We start from the raw sequence: 15,482 nt of genomic DNA on the forward strand, positions 1-15,482 counted from the left end.
CGTTCACTCTTCCCGCGTCGTGTCGTCGAGGGTCGCACCGTCGAGCGCCATGCTGATCAGGCTTTCGGCGTCCATCGCATCGATCGAGTCCCGCTCCGCGCCGCCGTCCGCGGGCTCGCCGCGGCCGGTCGCGCCGGCGAGTTCGAGGAGGCTGTCCATCAGGCCCGCGTCCCGCAGGCGGCTCAGCGGAATGGCCCGCAGAAGGCTCCGGACCGTCTCGTCGTCGGAGTCGCCGCCGTCCTTTTCCGGAACCATTTCGGCGGCGATGTGGGCAGCGAGGACGCGGGCGTTCGGATAGTCGAACACCAGCGTCGCCGGAAGGCGCAGACCGGTCACCGAATTCAGGCTGTTGCGGAGTTCGACCGCGCTGAGGGAGTCGAATCCGAGTTCCTTGAAGGCCCGTTCCGGTTCGATCGCGCCGTGGCCGCCGTGTCCGAGGACCGCCGCGGCGTGCCCGCGGACGACCTCCAGCAGCGCGTCCTCCCGCTCCGGCGGGGCGAGCCCGGCGAGGCGCCGCGCCAGCGCCTCGGCCGCACCCGCATCGGCGTCGACGACCCGCCGGACCGTCCTGCCGATGAGTCCCCTGAACAGGTGGTGCGGTTCACTGTCCGCGGCGGCGAGCGCCTTGAGGTCGAGGTTGATCGGCACGAGGACGGGGGCGCCGAGCGCGTTCGCCGTGTCGAGCAGCACCAATCCTTCTTCGACGTCCATTCCGTCGACTCCGGAGCGGGCCGTGCGCTGGGCGCCGGAACCGTCCGCGCCGTCCGCCATTCCGGTGCCGCCCGTGATCCAGGGGCCCCAGGCGAGCGACTGCGCGGGCAGGCCGTTCGCCCGGCGATGCGCCGCCAGCGCGTCGAGGTAGGCGTTGGCTGCGGCGTAGTTGCCCTGGCCGGGCGTGCCGAGCACACCGGCCGCCGACGAGAAGAGCACGAACGCCGACAGGTCCATGTCGCGGGTCAGTTCGTGCAGGTTCCAAGCCGCGTCCACCTTGGGACGGAGGACTCGGTCGAGCCGCTCGGGCGTCAGCGAGGCGATCACGCCGTCGTCCAGGACTCCCGCCACGTGGACGACACCCGACAGCGACCGGCCTTCGAGCAGGGCGGCCACCGCGTCGCGGTCGGCCATGTCGCAAGCCGCCAGTTCCACCTTCGCGCCCAGCTCGGACAGTTCGTCGCGCAGCTCCGCCGCACCCGGCGCGTCCGCGCCACGGCGGCTGGTCAGCAACAGGTTCCGCACGCCACGCTCGACCACCAGATGCCGCGCCACCACCGAACCCAGCGCGCCCAGCGCGCCGGTCACCAGGACCGTGCCGTCAGCGGGGAAGGGCTGCGGCTCGGTCGGTTGCGCGGACACGCGCGCAAGCCGCATGGCGAACGCCGTGTCTCCGCGGATCGCCACCTGCGGCTCTTTGGCGCCCATCGCGGCGGTCACGTTGTGCGGGTCGTCGAGGTCGGCCAGGACGATCCGTCCCGGGTCCTCCGACTGCGCCGACCTGACCAGGCCCCATACCGCCGCGCCCGCTAGGTCGGTCACGTCTTCGCCGTCCACGGACACCGCGCCGGACGTCGCGACCATCAGCGTGGACGACGCAAACCGGTCCTCGCCAAGCCACGCCTGGAGGGCGGCCAGGACTTCGCGCGTGGAGTGGTGGACGGCGGCAGCGTCCTTCCCACTTGGCACGGTCAGGACCACGATGTCTGGAACCGGGTCGACGTCGCTCAACTCGTCCCACCGTGCCCAGGACGGGTCGCCGGGCGGTGCGAGCGGGATCGGCGACCATTCCGGCTGGAACAGCGATTCGTGGAAGCCCGGACCGCTCGCCGCCGACATCTGCTCCGCCGAGACCTCCCGCAGCGCGAGTGACCCGATGGCCGCGACGGGACGTCCGGACACGTCCGCGACCTGCAACGACACGGACCCGCCAGGTGCCCGGACGATGCGCACCCGCAACGAGGCCGCCCCCGTCGCGAACAGTTCGACGCCCGACCACGCGAACGGGAGGGACGGGCCGTCACCGGCCGTTCCGCCCAGCGCGATCGCATGCAGGCCCGCGTCGAGGAGTGCCGGGTGCAGGGCGAATCCGTCCGTGGTCTCCGCTGCGGGCAGAGCCACTTCGGCGAACAGTTCGTCGTCGCGCCGCCAAGCCGCTGTAAGACCCTGGAACACCGGGCCGTACTCCAAGCCCGCCATCGCCATGTCGGCGTAGAGGCCGTTCGCTTCTAGAGGGACGGCGTCCACGGGCGGCCACTGCCGCAACTCGAATTCCGGCTCGCTTTCGGCGCCGGACATTTGCCCTGCCGCATGCCGTGTCCACGGCATTTCAGTGCCGGTGCGGGAGTAGACGGTGACCGTGCGCCGGTCATCTTCGTCCGCCGCGCCGACGACGGCCTGGACGAGCGTGTGACCGTCCGCGGGGAGGACGAGTGGTTGTTCGAGGGTGAGTTCGTCGATCCGGCCGCAGCCGACCTGATCTCCCGCACGGACGGCCAATTCCACGAAGCCGGTACCCGGGAAGATGACCACGCCGCCAACGGCGTGGTCGGCCAACCAGGGTTGCGTGTGCACTGACAGGCGGCCCGACAGCACCACTCCGTCGGACTCGGGCGTGGTCACCACCGCGCTGAGCAATGGGTGATCCGCCGATCCCAGGCCCATCGACTCGGCGTCACCACCGGCCTGCGGAGCCACCAGCCAGAACCGCTCACGCTGGAAGGCGTAGGTCGGCAGTTCGACCTGGCGGGCGGCGTGGTCGTCGAACATCGCGTGCCAGTCGATGTCCGTGCCGTGTGCGTGGATTTGGCCCAGAGCCGTCAACAACTGCTTGGCTTCTGGACGATCCCGGCGGAGGACAGGTGCGACGACCGCGTCGTCCACGCTGCCGCGCACCATCGCGGTCAGCGCACCATCCGGGCCGATCTCCAAGAATTGCGTGACACCTTGGTCGCGGAGATTGATAACGGCGTCATGGAATCGGACGGCGTCGCGGACGTGCCGAACCCAGTACTCGGCGTCCGGCTGGGCACCCACGATGGGAATGGCGGGTTCGTTGAAGGTGATGCTTTCGGCGACCTGGCGGAAGTCGTCCAGCATCGGGTCCATCAGCGGCGAATGGAATGCGTGCGAGACTTGCAGCCGGGTCGTCTTGCGTCCCAGCTCCGTGAAGTGCTCCACGATCCTAGAGACCGCATCTTCGACACCCGACACCACGACCGACTGCGGCCCATTCACCGCCGCGACACCGACATGGTGATCCAGCAGCGGGACGATCTCGTCCTCGGTCGCCTGCACCGCTGCCATCGCCCCACCAGGCGGCAGCGCCTGCATCAACCGACCCCGAGCCGCCACCAACCTCGCGGCATCCCCCAACGAGAACATTCCCGCCACATGCGCAGCCGCCAACTCACCGATCGAATGACCCGCCAAGAAATCTGGACGGACACCCCACGACTCCAACAACCGATAAAGCGCCACCTCAACCGCGAACAAACCCGTCTGAGTGAACACCGTCTGGTTCAGCAGCTCAGGCTCAGACCACACGACATCCTTCAAAGGCCGGTCCAAATGCCCGTCCAGTTCAGCGCAGACCGCGTCGAACGACTCCGCGAACACCGGGAACGCCTCATACAACCCCCGGCCCATCCCCACACGCTGCGACCCCTGACCCGAGAACAGGAAAGCCGTCCCGCCCAAGGCGGTCGTGCCGTGCACCACGTCAGGATGCGGTTCTCCCGAAGAGAGGGCAGCCAGTCCTTCCAGGGCGGAGTCCCGGTCACCGGCCACGACAACAGCACGGTGATCCAAGACGGCACGCGAAGTGGCCAAGGAGAAGGCCACGTCCACGATGCGCAGTTCCGGCTGAGCGGCCAAGTGTGTCCGCAGCTTCTCCGCCTGGGCCCGAAGACCCGCGTCGTCACGCGCGGAGATCACCCAGGGGACGTTCGGCGGCTCGTCTGCCGCCGGGACATCGGCTTCAGTTTCGACGGTCGTCGGCTCTTCGAGGATGACGTGCGCGTTCGTCCCGCTGATCCCGAACGACGAAATCCCGGCTCGACGCGGATGGCCGTTCTTTCCCCATTCCCGCGTCTCGGTCAGCAGCCGGACGTCTCCCGTCGACCAGTCCACGTGCGGCGTCGGCTCATCGACATGCAGTGTCTTGGGCAGAACTCCATGCCGCATCGCCTGGACCATCTTGATGATCCCGGCCACCCCAGCCGCCGCCTGCGTATGCCCGATGTTCGACTTGATCGACCCCAACCACAAAGGCCGATCATCCGCACGGTCCTGGCCATAGGTCGCCAGCAACGCCTGCGCCTCGATCGGGTCACCCAACGTCGTGCCGGTGCCATGCGCCTCGACCACATCCACATCACCGACACCCAACCCGGCATTGGCCAACGCCTGCCGGATCACCCGACGCTGCGACGGACCATTCGGCGCCGTCAACCCATTCGACGCACCATCCTGATTCACCGCAGAACCACGCACCACCGCCAGCACCGGATGCCCAAGCCGCCGAGCATCAGAAAGACGCTCGACCAGCAACATCCCCGCACCCTCGCCCCACGACGTCCCATCCGCCGAAGCGGCGAACGACTTGGCGCGGCCGTCAGGCGCCAGTCCACGCTGCCGACTGAATTCGACGAACGCCTCCGGCGACGCCATTACAGCGACGCCACCGGCCAGCGCGAGCGAGCACTCCCCCGACCGCAACGCCTGCGCCGCCCAATGCAACGCCACCAACGACGACGAACACGCCGTGTCCACCGTCACCGCCGGACCCTCGAACCCGAACGTGTAGGAGATCCGCCCCGAGGCGACGGCCCCAGAATTACTGTTGTGGGCGTAGTCGTGGTACATCACGCCAGCGAACACGCCGGTGGAACTCCCTCGGAGCGAAGAAGGGTCGATGCCCGCCCGCTCCAACGCCTCCCACGAAACCTCCAGCAACAACCTCTGCTGCGGGTCCATGATCCACGCCTCGTTCGGACTGATGCCGAAGAAACCCGGATCGAATTCCGCCGCGTCGTAGAGGAAACCCCCCACGTTCACGTAACTGGTATGCGGACGTCCCCCCTCGGGGTCGTAGAGCCGATCGACATTCCACCCGCGATCGGACGGGAAGGCCGAGATCCCGTCACGCCCGTCCAAGACCAGGTCCCACAGCGCATCCGGCGTGGTGACATCACCGGGATACCGGCAGGCCATTCCGATAATGGCGATCGGCTCGTCGTCCACCGGAGCGCGCACCGCGACGGCCGCGCCCGCCGACGCCGACGATGCGGCGCCCATCACCTCATCGACCAGGTACCGCGCCAGCACGACCGGCGTCGGGTAGTCGAAGACCAACGTCGCGGGCAGCCGCAGCCCCGTCACCTGGTTCAGCCGGTTGCGCTGCTCCACCGCCGACAGCGAGTCGAAGCCCAGGTCGCGGAAGGCCCGTTCGGGCTCGACCGTCCGCGGATCGTCGTGTCCCAGCACCGAGGCCGCGTGGGCGCGGACGATCTCCAGCATCGCCTGGGTCCGCTCCGCCTCCGGGAGCGCGGCGAGCCGGGCCCGCAGCGCACCCGCCGTGCCCGCCCCGCCGGTGCCCGCCTTCGCGGCCTGGCGCGGACGTCCGGCCAAGCCACGCAGCATCGGCGGCAGCGCGTCACCAGCAGCAGCCAGCGCCGCCGGTTCCAGTCCGATCGGGACGACCAAGGTGTCATCGACACCCAGCGCGGCGTCGAACAGCCCCAGCCCCTGTTCCACGCTCAGCGGACGCACCCCAGACCGGGCCATCCGCCTGATCTCGCCCTCGTCGAGGCGTCCGGACATCCCGGTGTCGGCCGACCACAGCCCCCACGCCAGCGACCGTCCGGGCAGCCCGTGCGCCCGGCGGTGCTGGACGAGCCCGTCCACGAACGCGTTGGCCGCGGCGTAGTTGCCCTGTCCCGGCGCGCCCATCACGCCGCCCGCCGACGAGAAGACGACGAACTCCGACAGGTCCATGTCGCGGGTCAGTTCGTGCAGGTGCCAGGCACCGAGGGCCTTGGGCGCGAGGACGGCGCGCAGCCGCTCAGCGGTCAGGGACGAGATCACGCCGTCGTCCAAGAGCCCCGCCGCGTGGATCACAGCGGAGAGGTCGCGGCCGTCCAGCAGGGCCGCGACGGCGTCTCGGTCGGCGACGTCGCAGGCCGTGATCTCGACCTCCGCGCCCAGCTCCGCCAGCTCGGCCGAAAGCTCCGCCGCCCCCGGCGCCGATGCGCCCCTTCGGCTCGTCAGGAGCAGGTTCCGGACGCCGTGCTCCGCCACCAGATGGCGTGCCACGAGCGCGCCGAGCCCGCCCGTCCCGCCGGTGATCAGAACAGGTCCGTGCAGCTCGGCCGCACGTTCGGGCCCGCCGCCGCCCCGCGCGAGGCGCGGCACGTGTCCGGCCCCGGAGCGGATCACGAGTTGCGGCTCCCCGACCTCGGCGGCGGATACAGCCGACGCCACTGCGCCATCCAGGTCAGAGAGGTCGTCGACGTCGGCGAGAAGGATGCGATCCGGATGTTCCGACTGCGCCGACCGGACCAGCCCCCACACCGCCGCGCCCGCCAGATCAGCGACGTCCTCCCCGTCCAGGGACATGGCGCCCGAGGTGACGACCAGCAGCCGCGACGCCGCGAACCGCTCGTCGGCCAGCCACGCCTGGAGGTCCGCGAGCGCGCGGCCGACCGCGTCGATCGGGTCACCGCCCCCGCTACGCAGGACGAAGAGTTCCGGCACCTCGCCAATTTCTGAATCCCAGAGCGCCCATTTCACGGCCGCCTCAGAAGCAGGCGCGACGACGGGGCGCCATTCCAGCCGATAGAGCGAATCCGTCGCCCCGGCCGCCGCCCCGGCGAGGCTCTCCGAAGGCACCGGCCGCGACTGCAAGGACTCCACGGACATCACCGGCCGCCCGTCTCCGTCGGCCAGTTGCAGCGCGACCGCGTCCGGCCCAGCAGGGACCAGCCGAGCCCGGACAGAGCGCGCCCCGGACGCCACCAGCCGCACCCCGCTCCACGCGAACGGCAGCACAGTCCCGCGCGAGTCGCCCTCGGGCGCGGCGACCAGACCGGTGTGCAGGACGGCGTCCAGCAGCGCGGGGTGCAGCCCGAACCCGGTGGCCTCGCCCCAGGCGTCCTCGGGCAGCGTCACCTCGGCGAACAGCTCGTCCCCGCGCCTCCACACCGCGCGCAGCCCCTGGAAGACCGGGCCGTATTCGTATCCCGCGTCGGCCAGCGATTCGTACGCGCCGTCCAGCGGAAGCGGGTCGGCGCCCTCGGGCGGCCACACGGCGAGGTCGAACGCGGGCGCCGGGTCGTCAGGTGCCAGCACACCGGTGGCGTGCCGGGTCCACGGCCGGTCGTCCGGGCCCTCCGCCGGACGCGAGTGGACGCCGACCGCGCGGCGGCCCGTCTCGTCGGCGTCCTCGACCACGACCTGGACGGTGACGCCGCCGTGCGCGGGCAGCGGCAGCGGGGCGTGCAGGGTCAGCTCGTCCAGCGTGCCGCAGCCGAGCTGGTCCCCGGCCCGGATCGCCAGCTCGACCAGGCCCGCGCCCGGGAACAGCACGTGTCCGAGCACCCGATGGTCGGCGAGCCACGGCCGCGTGCCGACCGACAGCCGCCCGGTGAGGACGGCGCCGCCCGAGTCCGGGAGGGTGACCACGGCGCCGAGCAGTGGATGGTCGGCGGGCGCGAGTCCCGTCCCGGTCAGGTCCGCTTCGTCGCCCTGGCCCTCGACCCAGTAGCGCCGCCGCTGGAACGCGTACGTCGGCAGTTCCGCCGGGACGGCGGGCGGACGTTCACCGAAGAGCATCCGCCACCCGACGTGGACGCCATGCGTGTGCAGGCGTCCGGCCGCCGCGACAACCGTGACGGGCTCGGGACGGTCGGCGCGCAGAACGGGCGTGACGACGACGCCCTCGGTCGAGTCGTCCAGAATCGTCCGGACCATTCCCGCCAGCACACCGTCCGGGCCCAGTTCCACGAACCGATTCACGCCCGCGGCGCGCAGCGTCCGGACGCCCTCGTGGAAGCGGACAGCGTCGCGGACGTGCCGCACCCAGTACTCGGCCGTCCCGAGATCCGCCGCCTCCGCGCCGCGAACGTTCGAGACCACCGGAATGGCGGGCTCGGCATAGCGGACGCTTTCCGCGACTTCCCGGAACTCGTCGAGCATCGGGTCCATGAGCGGGGAATGGAATGCGTGCGACACTCGCAGCCTCGTCGTCCTGCGCCCGAGTTCCGTGAAGTGCTCAAGAATGTGGGCGACGTCGCTTTCGGCTCCGGAGACGACGATGGTCTGCGGTCCGTTCACCGCCGCGATCCCGACGTCCCGGCCGTCGAGCAGCGGGACGACCTCGTCCTCGGCCGCCTGGACCGCCGCCATCGCGCCCCCGGCCGGAAGCGCCTGCATCAGCCTGCCGCGCGCCGCGACCAGCCTGGCCGCGTCCCCCAGCGAGAACACGCCCGCCACATGCGCGGCCGCCAGTTCGCCGATCGAGTGACCGGCCAGGAAGTCCGGCCGCACACCCCACGATTCCAGCAGCCGGAAAAGCGCGACCTCGACGGCGAAAAGGCCCGGCTGGGCGAACTCCGTCCGATCGAGAAGCGCCGCGTCCGACCAGAGGGCATCCCGCAGCGGCTGGTCGAGGTGCTGGTCGAATTCGGCGCAGACCGCATCGAAGGCTCCCGCGAACACCGGGAACGCCTCGTACAACTCCCGGCCCATCCCGACGCGCTGCGAGCCCTGCCCAGAGAAAAGGAACGCCGTCGCTCCGGACGCCACGGCGCCGCGCGCCGCGTCCGGGCCCGGCTCGCCGTCGATGAGCGTGTCCAGAGCCGCGAGCAACTCGGCACGGTCACGGCCGACCGCGACGGCGCGGTGCTCCAGCAGGGCCCGCGACGCGACGAGCGCATGGCCGATCTCTGCGGGGTCGGCGTCCGGACGCGCCAGGACGTGGTCGCGCAGCCGCTCGCACTGGGCGCGGAGGCCGCCCTCGTCGCGTCCGCTGACGACCCAGGGGACGACCGGCGGCGCGTCCGCCGCCGGGCGCGCGTCCTCGCCGTCCACCGGGGGCGCCTCGATGACCACGTGCGCATTCGTGCCGCTGATCCCGAACGACGAGATTCCGGCGCGGCGCGGGTGACCGTTCTGCGGCCAGTCCCGCGCCTCGGTCAGCAGTTCGACACGCCCCGCCGTCCAGTCGACGTGCGGGGTCGGCTCGTCGACATGCAGCGTCTTCGGCAGGACGCCGTGCCGCATCGCCTCGATCATCTTGATGATCCCGGCCACCCCGGCGGCGGCCTGCGTGTGCCCGATGTTCGACTTGATCGACCCGAGCCACAACGGCCGGTCGTCCGGACGGTCCTGGCCATAGGTCGCGAGCAGCGCCTGCGCCTCGATCGGGTCGCCCAGCGTCGTTCCCGTGCCATGCGCCTCGACCGCGTCCACGTCACCGGCGCCGAGCCCGGCATTGGCGAGCGCCTGCAAAATCACCCGTTGCTGCGACGGCCCGTTCGGCGCCGTCAGGCCATTCGACGCGCCGTCCTGATTGACCGCCGAACCGCGCACGACCGCCAGCACCGGATGGCCGTTGGCGCGCGCGTCGGAAAGGCGCTCCACCAACAGCATTCCGGCGCCCTCGCCCCAGGACGTGCCGTCCGCGGCGGCGGCGAACGACTTCGCCCGGCCGTCCCGCGCCAGCCCGCGCTGCTCGCTGAACTCCACGAACACGTCCGGCGCGGCCATGACCGCGACGCCCCCGGCCAGCGCCAGCGAGCACTCCCCCGACCGCAGCGCCTGCACCGCCAGGTGGAGGGCGACCAGCGACGACGAGCACGCCGTGTCCACGGTCACCGCCGGGCCTTCAAGCCCGAACGTGTAGGAAATGCGCCCGGACGCCACCGAACCCGAATTGCTGTTGTGCGCGTAATCGTGGTACATCATCCCGGCGAAAACACCGGTCGAGGTTCCGCGCAGCGACGAAGGGTCGATTCCCGCGCGCTCAAGCGCCTCCCAGGAGACCTCCAGCAACAAACGCTGCTGCGGGTCCATGACGCGGGCCTCGTTCGGGCCGATTCCGAAGAATCCGGGATCGAAGCCCGCCGCGTCGTGCAGGAAACCGCCAGAGTCGACGTAACTGGTGCCGGGCCGCACGCCCTCGGGGTCGTGGATGCGCTCGATGTTCCAGCCCCGGTCGGCGGGGAACCGCGTGATGCCGTCCGCGCCCGCCGCGACCAGCTCCCACAGCGCCTCGGGCGTGCCGACGCCGCCGGGGTAGCGGCACGCCATCCCGACGATCACGATCGGGTCGTCGTCCACCGCCGGGCGGACGGCGGACGCCGCGACCGTCACGGCCTGCCGCGCGCCGGAGATCTCGTCCGCGAGATGCCGGGCCAGCACGTCCGGCGTCGGGTAGTCGAACACGAGCGTCGCGGGCAGCCGCAGCCCCGTCACCCGGCTCACCCTGCTCCGCAGCTCCACCGCGGACAGCGAGTCGAAGCCCAGGTCGCGGAACGCGCGCTCCGAGCCCACCGCGGTCGGGCCGTCGAACCCGAGCACGGACGCGGCCTGCGCGCGGACGATCTCCAGCACCGCCGCGCGGCGCTCGTCGTCCGGAAGGACCGCGAGGCGTTCGCGCAGCACCCCGGCCGCGCCTCCCCCACCACCGCCCGCGGTCCGCCGACGGCGGCGCGCGAGGCCGCCGAGCAGGGGCGGGAGCTCGTCGGGGTCCTCGCCGAGGACGGCCGTGTCCAGCCCGATCGGCACGAGCAGCGGCTCCGGCCGTCCGGTGGCGGCGTCGAACAGCGCCAGGCCCTGTTCGACGGTCAGCGGACGGACGCCGAAGCGCGCGATGCGGCGTACGTCGTCCGCGTCCAGCGCGCCGCCCATCCCCGCCGCCGAGTCCCACAGGCCCCACGCCAGCGACAGGCCCGGCAGGCCGAGCGCGCGCCGATGCTGGACGAGCCCGTCCAGGAAGGCGTTCGCGGTCGCGTAGTTGCCCTGCCCGGCGGAGCCGAGGATGCCCGCCGCGGAGGAGAACACGACGAACGCCGACAGGTCCATGTCGCGGGTCAGCTCGTGCAGGTGCCAGGCGCCGAGGGCCTTCGGGGCGAGCACCACGTCCAGCCGCTCGGGGGTCAGCGACGCGAGGACGCCGTCGTCGAGGACGCCCGCCGTGTGCACGACCGCCGACAGGCGGCGGCCGTCGAGCAGCGCGGCGAGGGCCGCCCGGTCACCGACGTCGCAGGCCACCGCCTCGGCCTCGACGCCCAGCTCGGTCAGGTCGGTGAGCAGATCGGCGGCACCTGGCGCGTCCGGTCCCCGGCGGCTCGCGAGCAGTAGCCGCCGCACGCCGTGCACGGCGGCGAGATGGCGGGCGACGAGCGCGCCGAGCCCGCCCGTCCCCCCGGTGACCAGCACGGTGCCCGTGCCGAACGGCTCGTCGTCGAGCGGTTCGAGGGCGGCGGACGTCCGGGTGAGGCGGGGGACGTACGCCGTCCCTCCCCGCACCGCGACCTGCGGCTCGCCGGACGCGTGCGCGACTGCGGCGGCGACGTCGTCCGGGTCGTCGGTGTCGACCAGCACGATGCGACCCGGGTCCTCGGACTGGGCCGTGCGGACGAGGCCCCACACCGCCGCCGCGCCGAGATCGGTGACGTCCTCGCCGTCCACGGACACCGCGCCCGACGTGACGACGACCAGCGAAGACGCCGCGAACCGCTCGTCCGTCAGCCACGTACGCACGGCCGCCAGGGCGTGCTGCGCCGCGTCGCGCGGCTCGTCCGCCGCGATCGGCAGGACGACGACTTCGGGCAGCGCATCACCGAGGTCGTCCCACAGCGCCCAGGAGGAATCGGCAGGCGCCTCGGTCGACGGCGCGGGAATCCATTCCAAGCCGAACAGGGAATCGGACGCCGTGTCCGTCCCGCTGGCGGCGAGACGTCCGGCCGGGACGGGGCGCGAGATCAGCGAGTCCACCGCCGCCACGGGACGCCCGGAGTCGTCCGCGAGCCGCAGCGCGACCCCGTCGTCCCCGGCGGGCGACAGCCGTGCGCGCAGCGCAGGGGCGCCCGACGCGTAGAGGCGGACGCCGGTCCACGCGAACGGCAGGACCAGGTCGCCGTCTCCGTCGCGGGACACCGCGCCCGCGTGCAGGACGGCGTCCAGCACGGCCGGGTGCAGGCCGAAGCGGGCGGCGTCGTCCCAGGCGTCCTCGGGCAGGGCGACCTCGGCGAACAGCTCGTCGCCGCGCCGCCACACGGCCCGCAGTCCCTGGAACACGGGGCCGTAGTCGTAGCCGACCTCCGCCAGGCGCTCGTAGGCGTCGTCCACCGGGACGGGGACCGCGCCCTGCGGCGGCCACGCGGCCAGGTCGAAGTCCGGTTCCGGCGCGCCCGGGGCGAGGACGCCGTCGGCGTGCCGCTCCCAGATCTCGTCGTCGCCCACCTGCGAGTAGATCCCGACCCGGCGGCGGCCCGCGTCGTCGGCGCCGTCCACCACGACCTGGACGGTCACGCCGCCCTGAGCGGGCAGGACGAGCGGCGCCTGGAGCGTCAGCTCCTCCAGCGTGTCGCAGCCGACGTGGTCACCGGCCTGGACGGCGAGCTCCACGAACGCGGTCCCGGGCAGCAGCACCGCGCCGCCGACGACATGGTCCGCGAGCCACGGCCGGGTCGCCGGGGACAGCCGCCCGGTCAGGACGGCGCCGCCCGTCTCCGGCAGGGTCAACCGCGCGCCGAGCAGCGGATGGTCGGCGGGACGGAGCCCGGCCGACGCGACGTCGCCGGACCCGCCCGTGCCCTCCAGCCAGTAGCGGCGGCGCTGGAACGGGTAGGTGGGGAGCTCCACGTGCGAGCCGCCGCGCAGCAGCGGCTCCCAGTCGACGGCGGCGCCGCGCGCCTGGAGGCGTCCGAGCGCGGTGAGCAGCTCGGCGGCCTCCGGCCGGTCGCGGCGCAGGACGGGGACGACGAGCGCGCCGTCGCCTGGGTCGTCGAGGCAGGTCTCGGCCATGGCGGCGAGCACGCCGTCCGGCCCCACCTCCACGAACCGGGTCGCACCGGCCTCGCGGAGCGTCCGAACGCAGTCCCGGAAACGGACGGCCTCGCGGATGTGGCGCGTCCAGTGCCGCGCCGTCCCCAGCCCTTCGGCCTGCCGCCCCGTCACGTTCGAGATGACGGGAATGGTGGGAGCGCCATAGGAAATACCGGCGGCCACCTCCTCGAATTCGGCGAGGATCGGGTCCATCAGCGGGGAATGGAAGGCGTGCGAGACACGCAACCGGGTCGTCCGGCGGCCGAGCGCGGCGAAATGCTCCACGATTCCGGCCACGGCCTTCTCCGCGCCGGACACGACCACCGAGTCCGGGCCGTTGATCGCGGCGATGGCGGTAAGCGCCGGGTCCAGCAGCGGGACGACGTCGTCCTCGGCGGCCTGGACCGCGGCCATCGCCCCGCCCGCCGGGAGCGCCTGCATGAGGCGTCCCCGCGCGGCGACCAGCTTGGCCGCGTCCTCCAGGGAGAAGACACCGGCCACGTGCGCGGCGGCCAATTCCCCGATCGAATGCCCCGCGAGCAGGTCGGGTCGGACGCCCCACGATTCGAGCAGCCGGAAGAGCGCGACCTCGACAGCGAAAAGGCCCGTCTGGGTGAACGCCGTCTGGTCGAGTAGTTCAGGCTCAGACCAGACCACGTCCTTCAGCGGACGGTCGAGATGCCGATCCAGCTCGGCGCAGATCGCGTCGAACGCCTCGGCGAATGCCGGGAACGCGTCGTACAGTTCCCGGCCCATCCCGGGACGCTGCGATCCCTGCCCGGAGAAGAGGAACGCGGTCAGGCCGGTTCCGGCGACGCCTCGCGCGCTCCGCTCCGCCGTGCCTTCGGCGAGCGCGTCCAGCTCCGACAGCAGTTCGTCGCGGTCACGGCCCACCACGACCGCGCGGTGCTCCAGCAGCGCGCGGCCCTTCGCCAGCGAGTGCCCTACGTCGAGCGGGGCGAGGCCGGGACGTGCCCGGACGTGTTCACGAAGCCCGTCGATCTGCTCCTGGAGCGCGGTCTCGTCGCGTGCCGACAGCACCCACGGGACGACCGGCGGGGCCTCGGCGGGTTCGGCGGGTTCGGGGGCGGGCGCCTGCTCGATGATGACGTGCGCGTTCGTGCCGCTGATCCCGAAGGACGACACGGCCGCGCGGCGCGGCCGCCCGTCCGCCGTCCAGTCGCGCGCCTCGGTGAGCAGCTCGACGCGACCGGCCGTCCAGTCGACGTGCGGGGTGGGCTCGTCCACGTGGAGCGTCTTCGGCAGGACGCCGTTCCGCATCGCCTGGACGATCTTGATGATGCCCGCCACCCCGGCGGCGGCCTGCGTGTGCCCGATGTTCGACTTGACCGACCCGAGCCACAGCGGCCGGCCGTCGGGACGGTTCTGCCCGTAGGTCGCGAGGAGCGCCTGCGCCTCGATCGGGTCGCCGAGCGTCGTGCCGGTGCCGTGCGCCTCCACCGCGTCGACCTCGTCGAAGGTCAGGCGCGCGTTGTCGAGGGCCTGCCGGATCACGCGGCGCTGCGCCGGTCCGTTCGGCGCGGTCAGGCCGTTGGACGCGCCGTCCTGGTTGACCGCGCTGCCGCGCACGATCGCCAGCACCGGGTGCCCGTTCGCGCGGGCGTCGGACAGCCGCTCGACCAGCAGCATTCCCGCGCCCTCGCCCCAGGCCGTGCCGTCGGCCCCGGCGGCGAACGCCTTCACCCGGCCGTCGGCCGCGAGCCCGCGCTGCCTGCTGAACTCGACGAACGTGTCCGGCGTCGCCATCACCGTGACGCCGCCCGCGAGCGCCAGCGAGCACTCCCCCGACCGCAGCGACTGGACGGCCCAGTGCAGCGCCACCAGCGCGGACGAGCACGCCGTGTCGACCGTCACCGCCGGGCCCTCGAAACCGAGCGTGTAGGAGATGCGGCCGGACGCGATCGCGCCCGTGCTGCTGTTGAAGGCGTAGTCGTGGTAGTTCACGCCCGCGAACACGCCGGTGGGGCTGCCGCGCAGGGACGAGGGGTCGATGCCCGCCCGCTCCAGCGCCTCCCACGACACCTCCAGCAGAAGACGCTGCTGCGGGTCCATCGTGAGGGCCTCGTTCGGGCCGACGCCGAAGAACGCCGGGTCGAACTCGCCCGCGCCGTAAAGGAAGCCCCCCTGGTCGACATAGCTCTTGCCGGGACGGCCCGGCGTGGAGTCGAAAAGCCCGGCGTCCCAGCCGCGGTCGCCCGGGAAACGGGAAATGCCGTCCCGCCCGGCGGCGATCAGTTCCCAGAGTTCCGCGGGCGAGGCGACGTCACCGGGAAAGCGGCACGCCATTCCGACGATCGCGACCGGCTCCCGGTCGCGCGCTTCGAGTTCGGTGACGCGGCGGCGCGCCTCACGCAGATCAAGGGTCGTGCGCTTGAGATAGTCGAGAAGTCTTTCCTCATCGCTCATCTCGGCCACCT

1 protein-coding gene is annotated in these 15,482 nt (G+C 72.3%); it reads right to left on the reverse strand.

The genetic code is table 11. The annotated features are described in order from the left end of the window. Positions 1–3: 3 nt before the first annotated feature. Positions 4–15,471, reverse strand: a complete 15,468-nt coding sequence (locus FXF65_RS45225) for a type I polyketide synthase (RefSeq protein ID WP_187412242.1) — start codon at positions 15,469–15,471, stop codon at positions 4–6. Between the last annotated feature and the right edge of the window lie 11 nt (positions 15,472–15,482).

The organism is Actinomadura syzygii, from assembly GCF_008085905.1.
Classification (GTDB): Bacteria; Actinomycetota; Actinomycetes; order Streptosporangiales; family Streptosporangiaceae; genus Spirillospora; species Spirillospora syzygii.